We start from the raw sequence: 16335 nt of genomic DNA on the forward strand, positions 1-16335 counted from the left end.
ATTTTATCGGGACCGCTTCGCTCTCTCCGGTTCAAGCGATTTATGACGCAGATCGACATAGTTACCGCCCACCGATTGCCAAAAGGTGGCGGCCGCTTCCGGGCTGGTGCTCAGCAATTTAACGGCGATGGCGCCATTGCTGCTGATGTCGGTGATTTGCGCGTCTATATCAATCGTGGCTTGGTTGTTCACAACGCGCCTGTCGGTATCGAAACGAAAACTAACCGACTCGCCGACTTTGAATAGCAAATCGTTCTTCAAGCCGCCCAAAAATTTCAGCCTATATTCCGCTACCGATTGATAAGGCAGAACGAACTCGGCATGCCATCGAAACGGCGGACACTGGATGGGACCGCTACCTTTAGGAAAATGCACGGTATAACCGTCATCGACTTTGGCCTTGACCACGCCTTTGGTGTAAATTTCACGGCAGTTGGTTAAAACCGCGTCACCCGGTTCAAAGTGATATTTGCCTGCGGCCAATGCTGGCGACTGGATCAGAACCAGCAGCCATCCCAGATAAAAAAACCTTGTCCTTTTCATGTCGTATTCCTTTTGTTATTGGAGAACGGTGCGTTCCAGTAACCAAAAAACCCCCATCAAACTGACCGCAATCGAACCGGCTTTCAAAAACTTCTCGGCTGTCGCTATCTTATTATTCAGCCACCAGATCATCGGCAACACGATAGCCGCGACGGCGATTTGCCCGGTTTCTATGCCCAAGTTGAACGACAACAAAGGCAACAAAATCCCGGTATCGCCGGAAGAAATATCCATTTCCTGCAAAACCCCGGCAAACCCAAAACCATGGATCAAACCGAAGCCAAAGGTTAGCCAATGCCGGCCCTTGGGATGGTCGCCGCGGATGATGTTTTCCACACCCACGTAGACAATCGTCGCGGCAATAAACGGCTCGACGAAACTGCTCGGCAGCTCAATCAGATTAAGCCCGGCGCAAGCCAGCGTGATGGAATGGGCGACGGTAAAAAACGTGATGATTTTCAAGGCCGGCCAAAAGCTGTGAGTGACCGCCAACAGTGCGAATAAAAACAGTAAATGATCGTAACCGGTTAGGATGTGCTCGATACCCAGCTTAAAAAAATCGCCAAACGCCGCAAACGGAGCTTGGGGGGACTCCGCATCCGCGGCGTTGGCGATTGGTAAACTGATCTGATCGTCGTGTTTGCCCAGCATTTTTTCGCTGAGCGCTTTGCCGTTGACGTCTCTGACCGTCAAATACTGCTGATGGCCGTCGGGCAGCAAAGCCAAAAACTTCGACTGCACCAGCAAAGTGGTTTGCATAGCTCCCGCATAGTGCAGTTCCACCCGCGCATTATTTTGATCGTCGAAACTGACCTGTCCTGGTTCGCTGGGCAGAACATCCCGGCTATCGATATTCATGCGCAGCTGCTCGGCCAATAGCTTGGCAATCGCCGGCTTGGCCGCTTCCCGTTCGGCATCGGTCACCTCCGCGTCCAAATCGGCATCCATCGGCGTAAAGGCTTCGATGTCTTGTAAGGCGAAGGTCACCTTGGCGTCGAGTTGCGCGGGTTTGATCGTTACATCCAGCGAACTTAGACCGGGTGGATGCGCATAAACCCCAGCGGATTGCAGCGTTAACAACACTGCAATCAAGCTGATAGCCCAGTGGGTTGAAGCAAATTTCATCAGGCTATCCTTAAAAATTGACCGTGATGGTGCCGCGCACCATACGTGGCTCGACCGGATGTTTCATCAGGCCTGCGCCAGAAACACCGTTTGGATAGTTATATTCGTAGTTGTAGGCAATGTCGTTGCTTTGCGAACCGAGAATATTGAAGATGTCGACCTCGAATTTGTATTGCTTTTGCTTATAACCCGCACCCAAGTTGACGATGTTGGTATCGCCGGCCCAAACCGCGCCGGATTCATCCAGCGGCACGCTGCCGAAATGTCGAAAACGCAAGGTGCCGAACAAGCCATTGGGGGCTTCGATCAGGGCACCGGCACTAATGACCCGGCCCACGGAATTGGGGATGTACTTATTGGTGGCGCCGTCCGGGGCTTTGTTGAATTGTGCCGTGGTCAACGCATAGTCGGCATCCAGCGTCAGCCATTCGGTGGGTTTGTAGTAGTTGGTAAACTCGATACCGTAGCGTTGCGATTTACCATTCACTTCGGTCGTACCGGCATCACCGACGAACACCAGCTCCTCACTGGATTGCAACCACCACAACGCAAAGGTGCTGTTCAAGCCGGGGATGATATTGGTACGCGCGCCCACTTCGCCGCCGCGCGACCAGGCCGCCGGACGGATACGCGGACTAACCGCATTGCCATCGGGGTCAAACTCGGTGCCGGTGACCGGATGCACTTGCAGCGTGGTGCCGCGCGCATCGTTGGAGTGATAGCCGTAACCGATATTCGCGAAGTATTCGGTGTTGTACCAGGGGCCGACCACCAGACTCAATTTCGGACTGATCATGGCTTTGCCGCGACTGCCGGAGTTAGCGGCGTTGGTCTCGGCCGTGCCGCTGCCGCTGGCCAGCACTTCGACGTCATTATTAATGAAATCGCCGCGCAAACCGGCGATGGTGCGGACTTTATCGTGCCAGTGGGTAGTATTTTTGAAATAAGTACCCACGGTGGTCACACCAACATTGCTCTTGCTGACGGTATTGACGACCTGCCGGGCTGTAGTTTCGTATAGACCCAAATCCATGATCTGGTCATTACGAAATTGCAGGCCAATGCTGTTGTCCATTTCAAAGCCGAACAGCTTGTTATAGCGGGTGTGTTCGAAATGACCGCCGGTTTGCACGCGGCGCTCGGTTTGCAGAATCTGGTCGCCGCCGTCGCCGCGGGTAAAGCCGCTGAAATTGGAGAACAAATTCAAATCGGTGTAGACCGCGTAGATATTCGCGTCGTTTTTCCAGTTGCCGCCCTGGTTCCAGAAGCTGGCCGAAGCGCTATAACGATTGCTCTCGCCGCCGTCAGTCGGGTCCATGCTGCCGTACAGACCGATGGCACCGCTATCAATGGCCGCCTGCGGAATCTGGTTGGTGGCGGTCCAGCTATTGGTGTAAGCCTTGCCGTTAATCGCCATGCCCCAATCGCCGCGATCCAGCGTGTAGCGCAATTGGCCGTTAAATTTCTTCGAATCTTCCGGCACTTCCCAAACGCCGTCGTACAGATTGAATTCACCGGCATAGAGCAAATCGCCGTCGCCAATTTTATGGGAATTGGCCACCAGCGTTCGGTAGTAATCAAACGAACCGGCGGTAAATTTGGCGATACCTTGATCCAGCCTGTCCATACTGAACATTTTGGCGTAACCGGCCGCCGAGAAGTCCCCCACTTCCGCGTAATACGGGCCCTTGCCGTATTCGACTTTTTTCACCAGCTCCGGAATGATGCTGTTGATGTCCATATAACCTTGGCCGTGGGCGTGGGTAGTCATGTTCATCGGAATACCGTCGACGTAAGTCGTGAAATCGGTACCGTGATCCAGGTTAAAGCCGCGCAGGAAGTATTGGTTGGCCTTGCCGGAACCGCTATGCTGGGTGGCGATGGCGCCGGGCACCACTTCGACCAGTTCGCCGTTCCGCGAGAACGGCCGGTATTCGAATTGCTTCTGGCTGACTTCGCCTTGCGAGGCCGACGGCGCAATACCGATCAGATTCTTGCCGCGGCCGTCTTCTTCCACTTGCACCGCTTCCAGTTCTTCTGACTTAGCGGTTTTGACTTTCTTTGTGCTCTGTTGCGAGGTCTCTTGCGCCGTTTGTTCGACAGATTCCGCGTCGGCATTTGGTGCGGCGTTCAGATCCGCACAGGCCAGACCTAAAATAATTTCCAGGCCGATGACCAGGTGCTTCTTTTTGAAATAGGTATTGCAGGATTTCATCTCAGCTCCGGGAGGTATTTAGTAAAGGCGATGGGTGACGCGAAGCGCCGGCAGGGTGTTGCATAAGGTCTTCCTCGATGTGCGTTATTGTTTTAGTTGTTATTGTTTTTGGGGTATTGCCTGGACCGAAATCGGTCGAATTTTCTAAACCGCGCGCTATGAGCCGTTGAACGCCGACAGCGCGAGAATGAACCGGGAGGAATAAACGTGCCGAGCAAAGCGCTGGCTCGGGGAGCGAAAACTGCTTGCTGGAAACCGCAGCCGCTAAAGCGTCCGGCTGTAACTCGTTAAATGATTGGGTATTAAAATCGCCGAGGAGAGTGCTGGCGAAAGTCGGTTGAAGACGGGGCGCTTCAACAGTGGAAACCGGGGACTTGCGAAGAGTAAAAGAGGTGCTTACAACAAAGAAATTCGAATAGGCAGGCGGCGATGTGCGACCGACGCCACTGCTGGACAAATGCGTACCCGGCGTATGATTGATGTCCGGAAACAGCTGCCTGAAGTTTAAGTTGCCCAGTGCTGCCAGACCATCGAAATCGACGATAGCCTTGAACAGCACCGACAGATTCTGCAAATAAGCGCTCAATGAAGCACTGAGCCCAAGGGTTTGACCGTCCGTAGCGCAAGCCTTTGTCGCCGAATATCCGGCCGGACTACCCAATGCTTGACCGCCCGAAACCGCATCATCCAGCCCCATCGCAGCTACTTGCCGCTCAAAATCAGGCCGCTCGGCCAACGCTCCGGTATTGAATAAGTCCGTCCAGTTGCTCAACGCTGTTGAACTGGTGTTCTGGCTTAGCGTTGTAATGTTGTCGGTGTCGCTGACCATGGCGTCAGCGGCTTTGGCCAACGCCGCTTGCGAGAATAACAAAGTCAGCAAGCAGGTAGCGGTCAATACCACCAATTTAGCCACCAGTATCCCGGCGCCGTGCAGCAACAACGTTGCCAGCATAAAGCCCAGTGTATAAGACAATAAACTAGCCGACGTGGAAATTTCCTGGCCGTGGGCGAAGCCGTGGAAAAACGCGAAAAAGGCGACGATAAAGACGTTGACCTTAGCGCTGAAACGAATTTTGCGGGTAATCAGTACGGCAAACACCGCGCAAGACAATAGGATGATGCCTTCGACGCTCGGAATCGTCAGCCCGGCCGCGCCGGCCAATCCGCCCAAGCTCATCACGCCGACAAAGGCCAACGGCAACATCCAGATCGCTTGACCGCGTAATTGCGCGGCCCAGATCCCCACCGCCAACATGGTCAGCAGGTGATCCCAGCCCCCCAAGGGATGACTGAAGCCATTATTCCAACCGATATTATCCAAACCGCCAGAAATATTGAGCAACGGAAACATCAACCCAAACGCCAAAGCCAGGCACGACGCGAGCCATAAACGGCTGCGGGCTGACTCTGTTAGCTTGGTTTGAAACTGAAATTGCATGAGATTTATCTGGGTTTATCGGTCTTAAAGCTCGATCTATGCGCCACGTAGGACAAAACGGAAAACCATCATACGATAGAAGTCACATTTTTTAAAATTATGAAGATTTAACAAAATATCTTATTATCTTCGCCAATAAACTGCTCGTGCCGCTAACTCGGGCCTTCAAGTACGCGGATGAAAGTGGCTGTGAGTATGATCGTGGTGACCATGCTGGTGATGCGACATTGCCATTTTCACCGGCACCAAGTTTAGCGATGCGTGGCGCACCCCGGTTTCGGCGGACATTTTGTCTGCCAGCGACCGAATTCGTTGAGTCATGCCGCGCAGGAACAAGGTTTCCATGCAGTCGTCGTGATCGAGATGAACATGCATGGACGACACGACCAGGTCATGGGCGTCGTGTTGCAGGCTGGTTAGGCGTTCGGCTAAATTGCGTTCGTGATGATTGTAGACATAGGACAGCGTGGCGATGCTGTAGATGGCTTCATCCTTGCTTAGGCGCTTGGTTTCGATTTCCTTGCGCAATAAATCGCGTACGGCTTCGGAACGGTTGGAGTAGCCGCGCGCTGCAATCCATTGATCGAATTCGGCGGCCAAATCGTCGTTGAGAGAGATGGTAAAACGTTCCAAAGTCGGCTCCTGTCGTTATTGTTATGGGATCGCCGATTATAACGCAAAGCCCTGATTCGCTGGCGTTTACGCCGATATAGATACCCGCCGCACTGCCGGCGCGATTAAAACAACAAGAGGCATTTTTCATGTCCACCGGACATTACATACACGACAACTTCAGCAAACTCGTCATTCGCAGCCAAGTCGGTATTGCCTTAACACTGCTGTTGATATTAACGGCGTCAGACTTTTGGTATCCGAGCGAGTATAGCCTGAAGGCCGGCGTGCATGGCGTGAGCGCTATCCTCGCTGTCGTGGTCGGCACCTATCTTACCCATCGCGCCATTCCGTTGATAAAAGGCATGCACGTCAGACTTGAATCGTTGCGCCACTGGCTGCTGGCCGCCACCCTGCTAAATCTGGCCGGCGCGATTAGCGGGAACTGGATCTATATGCGCTACCGCGGTCAAGACGGTCCGCGCGACTGGATATTGGCTCATGTGCCGGCAATTCATAACGTGCTGATGGAATTCAAGGAATTCGTCTCGCTGTTCCCGTTTCCGCTGATGCTTTTGGCTACCGCGACACTGTACTACTACGGCCTATCGATCCAAATGCGCCGCGACCTGACCCGCTTCGTCGGCATCACAATCCTGGTGTCATGGAGTTTTCTGATGATCGGCTTCGTGGTTGGCTTGGTACTGGCCAAACTACGCTTTGTTTGAAGGTGACCCGCGTGATACATAATCAAAACCAAATCGATTCCAATAACGAGCCCCTGTACTCCGGGCCGGTGGTAGCGGCCAGCCTGGCGCTATTATTGGCATTTTTGACCTTGATGGTCAGCCACCATATTTCGCGATTGTCGCCCGGCCTGGATAAATTAGTGCATAGCTTCGGCTACTGGATTCCGGGTTCGCAAGGCAAGGGCCCGGACGGCAGCATAGGCTCGTATACGGGCAAGGAAACCCTGGCTATCGGCGTCTGGTTATCAAGTTGGCTGGCATTTCATTTGCTCTGGCGCAAACAGGATTTGGATCTGACGACCTGGACCCGGGTTTTCGTTATTAGTCTGGCGGCGATAACCTTGGGCTTCTTTCACCCCTTATCCGATCCGCTGGTACTGTTCATCGCCGGCTTCTTCGGCCTGCCCTAAGGAAACTCCATGCGTAAGCTTTTAAATCCATTCATCCCGGTGTTGCTGGCATTGGCCAGCCCAATTAGCCTTGCCGAAGGCGTGCTGCTAAAATCCGACCCCAAAAACAACGCCGAAGTGACCGGTTTCGACGGCACGGTGAAGTTCTGGTTCAGTGGTAACGTCGGCGAGCGTTCACCTTCGGTCGTGGTTGTCGATGCCCAAGGCAAGCGGGTGGACAACGGCGATGCCCGCCTAGTCCTCGGCGAACGCCATCGGCTAACCGCCACCACCCAAACATTGCCGCCCGGCGCTTACGCCACCCGCTACCGGGTGATTACCGAAGACGGGCTAATCGTCAGCGGGGTTTCCAAATTTTCCATCGTCGCCGAATCGGCGCCCGGGGAGGCCAAACCATGATCCGTATCAGCCGACTTTCCGCTGTTTTATTGTTGTTCGCGACCGGCTTGCAACTGGCTATGGCATCGGTGCCGCTGGGCGGTAACCGCAAAGGCGCCAACGGCAGCTACGATCTGTACGGTTGCATGCTGACCAATGACTATTACGTCGTCAATTTTGCCGCCTACCAGATCGATCCTAATCGTGCCAAGGACGACAAATCCGTACCTCAGGCCGAATGCGTCGATCTGCCGCACGTCGGCAAAACTCAGATTGCGATCGATTTGCTGGATCTGGATGTACGCAAGAAGCCGGTGGCATTGAAAATATTACGCGAAGACGGTCAATCCATCGCCGAATTACCGATGGCCGTGGTTAAGCAAGGCGTATTGACGACGACAGTGGATTTTAAAACGCCGGGTAAATACCAAGCAGTGTTGTTCGTAGAGGACAACGACTTGCATACGCCACCGGAGATCAGCGCGCTACACATGCCGCTGACCGTTGGCTTGCTTGTGGAACCAACGGCCACTAGCGGCAATAGCCTATGGATTGTGGTGGGGTTGCTGGGCGGATTGATAGCACTGGCGGCCTATTTCGTGCCGCGCTGGCTAAAGCCCAATCCAGCTCATACACCGCATTAATTCCGATTTCATCGCTCCGGCCACAACCGTCCTGCCGTAACCCCATGCTACGGGCCGAACGAAAAGATACCGGCGCGCCGCGTATGTCGCGACCGTCGGTAGTCAATAGCCTGCTTTCACTCTGTCTTGCAAAGGAACCCCCTATGACACCAATCCGATTTAAATCGACCATACTGGCCGCTTGCGTGTTATCGCTAACCGCCTGTGCCTCCCATCACCACCACGATGAACAGCACGCCGACGCCGGTTTCGTACCAGGCCTGGGTGAAATCATGGCGCAAACCGCCACTCGCCACGCCAAATTATGGTTTGCCGGTCAGGCCGAAAACTGGGCACTGGCGGCCTATGAAATCGACGAACTGCACGAAGGGATGGAAGATGCCGGTAAGTACCACCCCACGCATAAGCAGATCAAACAAGCGATTCCGGAATTGATCGCCCAATATGTCGACCAGCCACTCACAGCGCTGGAACAAGCGATAAACGCCAAAAACAAAGCTGAGTTTATTGCAAATTACGATAAGCTCACCGCTGGTTGCAACGCCTGCCACCAAGCCACCGAATTTGGCTTTAACGTGGTTCAACGCCCCAGTTTCAACCCCCTTTGCCAACCAGGCTTTCTAACCAACAGTAAAAGCCAACTTCTGCCGTCGCCGGAGTTGGCACACTCGAATAACAGCGAGAGGTATTGGCGTTTTTGACGTTTATTTTCTTGCCTATCCCTGTGAAAAACGACCCGTTAGTTCTTCATCGCGCTATTTTTCCGGCCACTTAAATTGTCCACGCCGGCCCAGTCGGCGGCGACTTCCGGTATTTTTCTTCCGCGCAAAAAAAAGGGCAGCCTAAGCTGCCCAAACTGCATACATGAAGTATTTGTGTTATCAAAATGCCATTACTGGAATTTTGTCAGACCGGCAAAGCCTTCTCTGGCTTCTTTAAGTTCTTGTTCTGCCGCAGCAAAATCCGACTTTTTAGCCAATTCTCTGGCTTTTTTCAATTTCAAAACTACTTTGTCGCGTTCGAATTCGAATTTATAGTTGGCGCTAAGTTCGCTGGCGCTTTGTGACGCTTCCTTGATCAACGTGGCTATTTTTGTCGAATCAGCGGACGGAATCGCATCCAAAGCGGCTTGCATATGCGCATCCACTTCTTTCAACACCTCTGGCACGGTTTTATGGGCTTCTTTTGCATACGTTGCACCGGAAAAGCCCAGAATCGAAACCAGCAGAGTTGATGCGATAAAAATTTTCTTAAATGTCATGTGTTTCCTCTTAGTTAAAATGAAATGTAACGGGTAAAGCAAATTGTCCTGATCTGAGATTAAACGCTACTGAGCGGGCGACTCCTGTGGTTGAAATTATTTTCGAGTGCTTGGCGTGGCTATTTATTGGGGCATCCGGCCGGCCAGCTTAGCCAGTGACATCAAGATACCCAGGTTTACGGCAACGCCGATTGCCAATAGACTTGAAGTCGCCAAAGCGAAGCCGGCCGTATAGCCCAGCGCTTCAACATCCAGCCAAATAGCCAAAGCGTGCACATAACCGTGAAACACCGCGACGGCAGCAATCAGCAGCAACGAAAAAACCCAGTGCAATTTGCGTCCCGACGCCAACAGCAAACCCAAAACCAGCACGCTCGCATACATCAGCGTTTCAGCGTGGGCAATCTCCAACGGGATCAGGGTCAAACCGCCGCCCAGCAACAACATGCACAAGAACAATAACACCTGCCAAACAAACGATTTGCCGCTACCTGTCCGGCAAATCCACATGCCTACCGCGAGCATCGTCAAGATGTGATCGGAACTGGAAAAAGGATGGAGCAAACCGCTGCCAAAACCGACCGATTCTTCGGCCCAATGCAACGGGTGCGCCTGCACAGCTGACACAGACGCCAGCATTACAACTAAAAACCGTCGTAATAATTGTTGCGTCATGCTTCTGTCTCCGATAGCGGCAAGGTTGAGGAATTTTTATAGAAACGCCGCCATCGTAGCAGAAATAAGACGAATTAAAAATATTTCATAACCAAATTAAAATAAAAAACCCTGCCTCTCAAAACTCGTACTTAAACCCTGCCTGCACCAGACGCGACATGCCCGACTGAATACCGCGCACCCGGTCGGTGATGTAGGTGTTGTCCAGCATGTTTTTCAGCGACACGAACAGGGTCAAGTCCTTGCGCACCTTGTAGGAGCTGGCGAAGTTGACCACCACATAGTCGTTGATCTTGCCGTAGCTGCCACCCAAAGCCGCGCTGCTGGTCGGGCCGTTGGGATGGTCGACGCCGCTGTCCAGATTCAGAAAATCGGCGTATTGCTCGCTGACGAAGGCTGCTTCCAAGTGGGCATCGAAACCGGTCGGATGCGAATAGCCCAAGGTCGCGGTCAACAGGCTTTCCGGCGCGTAGGGCGCGCGCTTGCCGGGCGCGGAACCGAACACATTGCCGCCGGGGCAACTCGCCGGATAGGCGCCGCTGGACAGCGGCACGCAGCGGAAGGCTTCGGTGGTCTCGGCGGTCGGCAGCCACATATAGGCAATCTGCACATAAGGATTGTGAGTCCAGTTGAACACATCGCCGAAGTCGGCCCGCGCCATCAGTTCAATGCCTTCATACAAGGCCTTGCCTTGCGCGACCGGTACGGTGCCGCCGCCGACCGTGCCCAATACCGTTAAGGAATCGAAGTCGTTGTGGAAATAGGTCAGCTCGGTTTTGACGCCGCGCACCGGCCGAGCTCGGACGCCGAACTCGGTGTTCCAGCTGATCTCGGCGCCGACTTCCGCCGAGCCGCCGGTATCGTTGTAAACCGCGTCCTCCACTCGGGGTGGTGCGAAGCCACGGTGAATGCCGAAAAACAGCTCGGCGCTATCGATGGGCGCATACGTCATCGCGAACGACGGCAGGATTTCGGTCAGGCTGCTTTGGCCTTGCGCCCCGTTCAGCAAATTCTTGCGCTCGTAGCTGACCGATTCCAATCGTACGCCCGGCGTGAAGGTCCAATCGTTCCAGATGAATTTGTTCTGCACAAAGCCGGAATAGGCGTCGGCAAAGCGCTGGTTATTCTCAGTCAGTTGACCGTAATTGCCGCCGTTCGGGTTGCTCGCGTCGCGTGCGTCCGCGGTACTGCCGCGAATCATGCGCCGATACTGATTCTCGAAATGCGCCCGAAAACCCGCATCCAATTGGCTTTCGATGCCGAACAGGTCGTGCTTGGCGTGCAAGGTCGGTGCCACGCCCCAGGTTTCGTAGTTGCGCAAGCGGCCGGAGTTGTAATTACACAAATCCATATCGACCGGAATGCCGTTCTCCCGATCCTGCACATAAGTGGGGATGCCTCGGCTTACGCACTGGTTCTCGGTCGGAAATTCGTTTTGCTGCCGCCACCAGTTTCGCTCGTACGCCGACCAGTAAAAACTGGTTTCCAGCGTTACGTCGTTAGTAAAGCTGTGCTCGTAGGTGGCCGAGGTGGACCAGCGGTCGTTGGTAAAATTGGCGTTTTTGTCCGGATTGTAACGTGCGCCCAGTTTGCGGTATTCGGCATCGGTCAAACCGAAGGCCGCGCCTTGTTCGTCCTGATGGTAAAAGTCGCCGCGCAGGGTTAGACGGTTGCGAGCGTCGAAATCGATGATGCTTTTTAAGTTGGCGTCGTCGACCACGGCAAAGGTATTGTCGCGGTTTGCCATGCCTTCCTTGTGGATATAATCGACTACGCCGCCGACCGCGTCCAGGCCTTGCACGTTCTTGACCATGCCGCCGTAACGGGCATGGCCGTTCAGGTAATCGCGGTTACCTCCGGTAAAGCTGACGAAACCGCCCGGCGTGGTTGGTACCTTGGGTGTCAAGTAATTGATTGCGCCGTTGATGGTTTGCGGGCCGAATTGAGTCAAATCGGCGCCCTTGTAAATCTCGATGCCGTCGTAGCGCTCGATGGGCGGATGGTAGTAGATGTCGTTGTCGCCGTAGGGCGCGAAGTTGAACGGGATGCCGTCCTCCAGAAACAACACCTTGGTGGAACGGAACGGGTTCTGGCCGCGAAAGGCGATATTCGGCCGCAGACCAAAGCCTTCCTCGTCGCGCACGTAAACGCCGGGCGCCTTGCGCAAGGCTTCGTTGACGGTAAACACCTGGTCGCGTTCCAAAGTGTCTTTACTGATCACCGCGGTGGAACCGGAGAAGGTCGCAGCTTTCTCGACGCTTTCTTCGACTTCGACGCTAGTCAGCGTGTCGACGGCATTCTCGGCTGAAGGCGAATGGGTCTCGGGTTCGGCCGCCGCCACGCTCCCGGCCATCAGACCCGCTAGCAAAGCCGGCAATAATCCATGTTGTTTGGGCATATGATTCACTTCGGATTGAATATTGATTAACAACGCATCCAAGCCCCGGCAGGCCGAAACTGAATACCGGGGCGCAATGTAACCAAGCCAACTGAATCGAAACTGAAAATCCCGGCGCTTTAAATCCGGTTTTAGCGATGCAACGGCAAACTCACCGTTACCAAAAAGCCGCCCAGCGACTTACTGCGGCTAAAACCTATTGCGCCTTGGTAGGTGTTTACGATGTCCGACACGATACCAAGACCCAGGCCATGGCCCTGCACCGACTCATCCAGGCGCCGGCCGCGTTGAGTCAGGTAGTCCAGATCTTCGTTTTGGCAACCGGGGCCGTCGTCGGCAACCCGAATCACCACCCCACCTTCCAGCGCCAATTCGACATCAATCCGCTGCTTCGCCCATTTGCAGGCGTTATCCAGCAGGTTGCCTAGGACTTCCATCAAGTCTTCCCGGTCGAAATGCAGCAGTTGTTTGGGTGCGGTGACTTGAATATCCAGCGGCTTGTCGGCGTAAATGGCGCGCAGGGTCTTTTTCAGAGCGATGATTTCGCTATGCGGGTTGAAAGCCGGCGCCGCCTGCTGGTCGCCGGCGATCCGCGCCCGTTTTAATTCGCGTTCGATGCAATGGCGTATAGCTTGGCTTTGCTCATCCAGGCGCGACCGCAAGTCAGGCCGGCCATCGAAATGCGGGTCTTCGCCGATTCTTAGCAATAGCGCCATCGGCGACTTCAGCGCATGCGCCAGATTGCCCATCGCGGTGCGCGACTGTTGCAAGCGGCGGACGACCAATTCCAGCAAATGGTTAATTTCCTCGACCAGCGGCTGGACTTCGGCCGGCACCTCGCTGCCGATATGTTGCCTGCCGCCGCCGGCGACCTGCTCCAGTTCGGCGCGCACCGTGGCCAGCGGACGTAGCGCGCGCTGGATGTCCCAGCGCAGCAGGCCGATGGCGCTGAACAATATCAGCAAAGTCAAACTCAAATAGGCAACGCGAATGGCGGTGATGTCGTGGTCGACCGCCGACAGGTCTTCGGCCACGCTGATGTTGATGCGATGGCCGAAACGGACCGCGCCCAAGGTCAATACCAACAGAGGCGTTTTCTCGGGCCCGGCCGCATGGTACAGCATCGATTGCTCCGGCCCGACGGCCTCGACCGCCAACGGAAAATCCAGCAAAGACGGCGACGGGTAGCCCTGAGCGTCGACCTTGACTAAGTAATAGTGGCCGGATAACCGGCGGTTGTAGACCGAACTGATATGGAAACTATTGAAAGCGACTTGGTCGGCGTCGCTATAGGCCAGAGACTCCAGCAGCGAATAGCCGTCGTCGGTCAAGCGGTTGGCCATTTGCTTTTCGGCGGCGCTACGGATGATCCAGTCGGCAGCGATCCAGTGCAGAATGAATATCGCGCCCAGCACCGCGATCAGGCCGCGGCCCAAGCGCTTGCGTAAGGACATCACGGCTTGAGACCGAACAGATAGCCCTGGCCGCGCCGAGTATGAATCAAATCGGTGCCGACAATCTTACGCAGGCGTTTGACGTAGACTTCCAGCACGTTGCTGTCGGGTTCTGTGGATTCGCTGTAGACGTGTTCTCCCAGTTGCGCCTTGCTTAACACCTTGCCGGCATTCAGCATGAAATAGCGTAACAGCCTGAATTCGATGGCTGTCAGCGGTTGAGCTTCGCCGCCGTCAACCAGGGCGGTTTGTTCGTCTTCGTCCAGTTCGACGCCGAACAGTCTTAGTTTGGCTTGGTTGAAATGGTGCACTCGCTTCAACACCGCCTGCAAGCGGGCCAGCAATTCTTGGGGGTGGAAGGGCTTGCAGACATAGTCGTCGGCGCCGGCTTTAAAGCCGTCGACTTTTTCGTGCCAGGCATCGCGAGCGGTCAAGACAATCACCGGCATGTGGTTGCCGGCGTCGCGCCAGCATTTCAGTACTTCCAGGCCGGCGAGCTTGGGCAAGCCCAAGTCGAGAATCGCAGCATCGTAGGGCTCAGTCGCCCCCAGGAACTCGCCCTGCGCACCGTCGGTTGCGGTATCGACGACGTAGCCGGCGCCGCGCAAATCGTCAGCCAACGGCAAAGCAAAGGCCGGATCGTCCTCGACCAGTAGTAGACGCATAAATGCGCGAGTTACATCGCGTGCATCTTGTAGTCGACGCGGGGGTAATCCTTTTTGTCGCGCGGATCGGCGCTGTCGGCGGTTTCTTGAGCGTTGCGTTGTTGCGCAGACTTGGCAATCATCTGCTCCCAATTCTCGTAACGGGCATATTCCTTATCGCCGGCCGCTTTACGCTTCGTGAAATTGTCTTTCCCCAAGTCGATCAACTCTTTCGAAGTCTTACCGTCGATGAGTTGCAAGAACTCATCGTTATTCTTGATTTGCTCGCGCAATAACCAATAGGAAACCTCAAACGGCATACGTTCGGCTTCCGGTAAATGTTCTTTGATGTAAAAAACCGACTTCTGCGCAGTCTGTAAACTCCGGGCATTGATCTGATTCGCCTTGCTGCAAGCACCCATCACGCATACCAGCGATGCAATTAACACAATAGCCAAAACTCTCACATTTCCTCCTAATGACTACGCTGTAGCCCGTTCCCGTTCTCACGGATAAAAAATAAAGGACTCACTTTCGGACAAACCTAATCGGCCGCGAATTGTAGCATTATTAAGATAATTATTTTTTTAGTCTTACATCGAATGGAAATAGCGGGGGTTAAGGCGGGATTTCTGTCGGAACTGCCCAGTCGGGCTTTACGGGATTGCCAACGACAAGCCCGCAGGATAGGCAAGCAGGGCATTCGATGCTCAGAACATCATAGGCAACTTTGCGAAAAATCCGCTCGGCGTTTGCCTATCTCAACAATAGCTTTTCACCATCCGGCTTAATGGCACCACTTTAATCTTGCCGGCATGTCCAGCCGAACCAAATGCTTCGTAACGCGCCTGGCAAAGCGTCTGCATCGCATCCCTGGCAGCCTGGTAAATCTTGCGGGCATCCAATTCCGCGGCATGTTCCGGTTGGGCGATAAAGCGGCGAATCGCGCCGGTGGAGGCCATGCGCAAGTCGGTATCGATATTGACTTTTCGTACCCCGTATTTAATGCCTTCCACAATTTCCGCCACCGGCACGCCATAGGTTTCCGGAATATCGCCGCCGTATTCGTTGATGACTTGCAGCCAGTCTTGCGGCACCGAACTGGAGCCGTGCATCACAAAATGCATATTCGGCAGACGCTGTTGCAAGGTTTTTAAGCGACTGATCACCAACACTTCACCAGTCGGCGGTTTACTGAATTTATACGCGCCATGACTGGTGCCGATGGCCACTGCCAACGCATCGATTTGGGTGTGTTTGACAAATTCCACCGCCTCGTCGGGATCGGTCAGCAAGCGGCTGTGATCCGCATCTTGCTGATTTTCCAACGAACCCAGGCAACCGATTTCGCCTTCCACCGACACGCCGCAGGCATGCGCCATGTTCACTACGCGGTGGGTCACCTCGACGTTATAGGCAAAAGACGCCGGGGTTTTCATGTCCTCCAGTAAAGAGCCATCCATCATCACCGAGCTAAATCCCGATTGAATAGCCTGGGCGCAAATGTCCGGCGACGGTGCGTGATCGCGGTGCATCACCACCGGAATATGCGGATATTGCTCGACGGCGGCCAAGATCAAATGCCGCAGAAATACCTCGCCGGCATAGCGATTAGCGCCAGCCGAACCTTGCATGATCACCGGACTATCGCAGGCATCGGCCGCCTGCATGATGGCCTGCACTTGCTCCATGTTACTGATATTGAAAGCGGGCACGGCAAAGCTGTGTTCGGCCGCGTAATCCAAAAGTTGTCGTAAAGATATTAAAGCCACGCTTGGCTCTCCTTGGC

The 16335-nt window shown here is 54.4% G+C and carries 17 protein-coding genes; 5 read left to right on the top strand and 12 right to left on the bottom strand.

The window, feature by feature from the left end:
• Positions 1-3 precede the first annotated feature (3 nt).
• The 5 genes from JWZ98_RS16610 to nikR all read right to left on the bottom strand — a co-directional run bounded on the left by JWZ98_RS16610 (position 4) and on the right by nikR (position 5954).
• Complete coding sequence (locus JWZ98_RS16610) at positions 4-543, bottom strand: hypothetical protein (RefSeq protein WP_205451019.1); 540 nt, start codon at positions 541-543, stop codon at positions 4-6.
• A 15-nt stretch (positions 544-558) separates the two neighbouring features.
• Complete coding sequence (locus JWZ98_RS16615; protein WP_205451021.1) at positions 559-1668, bottom strand: HupE/UreJ family protein; 1110 nt, start codon at positions 1666-1668, stop codon at positions 559-561.
• 10 nt (positions 1669-1678) lie between these two features.
• Positions 1679-3883 carry a TonB-dependent receptor plug domain-containing protein gene (locus JWZ98_RS16620; RefSeq protein WP_205451027.1) on the bottom strand — a complete coding sequence of 735 codons (2205 nt, stop codon included), beginning with the start codon at positions 3881-3883 and terminating at the stop codon, positions 1679-1681.
• Position 3884: 1 nt separating this feature from the next.
• Positions 3885-5321, bottom strand: a complete 1437-nt coding sequence (locus JWZ98_RS16625) for a HupE/UreJ family protein (protein WP_240348040.1) — start codon at positions 5319-5321, stop codon at positions 3885-3887.
• 165 nt (positions 5322-5486) lie between these two features.
• Positions 5487-5954: a nickel-responsive transcriptional regulator NikR gene (gene nikR / locus JWZ98_RS16630; RefSeq protein ID WP_033155586.1), complete on the bottom strand. Its 468-nt coding sequence runs from the start codon at positions 5952-5954 to the stop codon at positions 5487-5489.
• 128 nt (positions 5955-6082) lie between these two features.
• On the opposite strand from nikR, the gene JWZ98_RS16635 reads away from it, so the two are divergent.
• From JWZ98_RS16635 to JWZ98_RS16655, 5 genes are all read left to right on the top strand, one after another.
• Positions 6083-6661, top strand: a complete 579-nt coding sequence (locus JWZ98_RS16635; protein WP_205451035.1) for a hypothetical protein — start codon at positions 6083-6085, stop codon at positions 6659-6661.
• An 11-nt stretch (positions 6662-6672) separates the two neighbouring features.
• Positions 6673-7092, top strand: a complete 420-nt coding sequence (locus JWZ98_RS16640; RefSeq protein ID WP_205451037.1) for a hypothetical protein — start codon at positions 6673-6675, stop codon at positions 7090-7092.
• 9 nt (positions 7093-7101) lie between these two features.
• Entirely contained in the window at positions 7102-7491 is a 390-nt protein-coding gene (locus JWZ98_RS16645; protein ID WP_171696132.1) for a copper resistance protein CopC, read from the top strand.
• The gene (locus tag JWZ98_RS16650; protein ID WP_205451039.1) at positions 7488-8114 is read left to right on the top strand and encodes a hypothetical protein; all 627 of its coding nucleotides are present in this window, start codon (positions 7488-7490) and stop codon (positions 8112-8114) included. Before JWZ98_RS16645 ends, JWZ98_RS16650 begins: the two co-directional genes overlap by 4 nt.
• Before the next feature lie 143 nt (positions 8115-8257).
• Positions 8258-8815 (top strand): hypothetical protein, encoded by a 558-nt coding sequence (locus JWZ98_RS16655; protein ID WP_205451041.1) that lies wholly within the window; start codon positions 8258-8260, stop codon positions 8813-8815.
• Between the two features lie 191 nt (positions 8816-9006).
• Here the strand turns inward: JWZ98_RS16655 and JWZ98_RS16660 are convergent, their stop codons facing one another.
• The 7 genes from JWZ98_RS16660 to fba form a co-directional block, all read right to left on the bottom strand.
• Positions 9007-9375: a hypothetical protein gene (locus JWZ98_RS16660; protein ID WP_205451043.1), complete on the bottom strand. Its 369-nt coding sequence runs from the start codon at positions 9373-9375 to the stop codon at positions 9007-9009.
• 123 nt (positions 9376-9498) lie between these two features.
• Positions 9499-10050 (bottom strand): HupE/UreJ family protein, encoded by a 552-nt coding sequence (locus tag JWZ98_RS16665; protein ID WP_051669675.1) that lies wholly within the window; start codon positions 10048-10050, stop codon positions 9499-9501.
• A gap of 118 nt (positions 10051-10168) precedes the next feature.
• Positions 10169-12448 carry a TonB-dependent receptor gene (locus tag JWZ98_RS16670; protein WP_205451054.1) on the bottom strand — a complete coding sequence of 760 codons (2280 nt, stop codon included), beginning with the start codon at positions 12446-12448 and terminating at the stop codon, positions 10169-10171.
• A gap of 131 nt (positions 12449-12579) precedes the next feature.
• Complete coding sequence (locus tag JWZ98_RS16675; RefSeq protein WP_240348042.1) at positions 12580-13902, bottom strand: sensor histidine kinase; 1323 nt, start codon at positions 13900-13902, stop codon at positions 12580-12582.
• Positions 13902-14567 (bottom strand): response regulator transcription factor, encoded by a 666-nt coding sequence (locus tag JWZ98_RS16680; RefSeq protein WP_205451056.1) that lies wholly within the window; start codon positions 14565-14567, stop codon positions 13902-13904. The genes JWZ98_RS16675 and JWZ98_RS16680 overlap by 1 nt, the downstream gene beginning before the upstream one ends.
• 11 nt (positions 14568-14578) lie before the next feature.
• On the bottom strand, positions 14579-15013 hold the full coding sequence (locus JWZ98_RS16685) for a hypothetical protein (RefSeq protein WP_240348044.1): 435 nt from the start codon (positions 15011-15013) through the stop codon (positions 14579-14581).
• A gap of 294 nt (positions 15014-15307) precedes the next feature.
• Positions 15308-16318, bottom strand: a complete 1011-nt coding sequence (fba, locus tag JWZ98_RS16690; protein ID WP_205451057.1) for a class II fructose-bisphosphate aldolase — start codon at positions 16316-16318, stop codon at positions 15308-15310.
• Between the last annotated feature and the right edge of the window lie 17 nt (positions 16319-16335).

This window comes from Methylomonas sp. EFPC1, assembly GCF_016925515.1.
GTDB classification, from domain to species: domain Bacteria; phylum Pseudomonadota; class Gammaproteobacteria; order Methylococcales; family Methylomonadaceae; genus Methylomonas; species Methylomonas defluvii.

Excerpts from the sequence above, each read along its gene's own strand:
- JWZ98_RS16610 (WP_205451019.1), bottom strand. The coding sequence starts at position 543 with ATGAAAAGGACAAGGTTTTTTTATCTGGGATGGCTGCTGGTTCTGATC.
- JWZ98_RS16615 (WP_205451021.1), bottom strand. The coding sequence starts at position 1,668 with ATGAAATTTGCTTCAACCCACTGGGCTATCAGCTTGATTGCAGTGTTG.
- JWZ98_RS16620 (WP_205451027.1), bottom strand. The coding sequence starts at position 3,883 with ATGAAATCCTGCAATACCTATTTCAAAAAGAAGCACCTGGTCATCGGC.
- JWZ98_RS16625 (WP_240348040.1), bottom strand. The coding sequence starts at position 5,321 with ATGCAATTTCAGTTTCAAACCAAGCTAACAGAGTCAGCCCGCAGCCGT.
- JWZ98_RS16635 (WP_205451035.1), top strand. The coding sequence starts at position 6,083 with ATGTCCACCGGACATTACATACACGACAACTTCAGCAAACTCGTCATT.
- JWZ98_RS16645 (WP_171696132.1), top strand. The coding sequence starts at position 7,102 with ATGCGTAAGCTTTTAAATCCATTCATCCCGGTGTTGCTGGCATTGGCC.
- JWZ98_RS16650 (WP_205451039.1), top strand. The coding sequence starts at position 7,488 with ATGATCCGTATCAGCCGACTTTCCGCTGTTTTATTGTTGTTCGCGACC.
- JWZ98_RS16655 (WP_205451041.1), top strand. The coding sequence starts at position 8,258 with ATGACACCAATCCGATTTAAATCGACCATACTGGCCGCTTGCGTGTTA.
- JWZ98_RS16660 (WP_205451043.1), bottom strand. The coding sequence starts at position 9,375 with ATGACATTTAAGAAAATTTTTATCGCATCAACTCTGCTGGTTTCGATT.
- JWZ98_RS16665 (WP_051669675.1), bottom strand. The coding sequence starts at position 10,050 with ATGACGCAACAATTATTACGACGGTTTTTAGTTGTAATGCTGGCGTCT.
- JWZ98_RS16670 (WP_205451054.1), bottom strand. The coding sequence starts at position 12,448 with ATGCCCAAACAACATGGATTATTGCCGGCTTTGCTAGCGGGTCTGATG.
- JWZ98_RS16675 (WP_240348042.1), bottom strand. The coding sequence starts at position 13,902 with ATGTCCTTACGCAAGCGCTTGGGCCGCGGCCTGATCGCGGTGCTGGGC.
- JWZ98_RS16680 (WP_205451056.1), bottom strand. The coding sequence starts at position 14,567 with ATGCGTCTACTACTGGTCGAGGACGATCCGGCCTTTGCTTTGCCGTTG.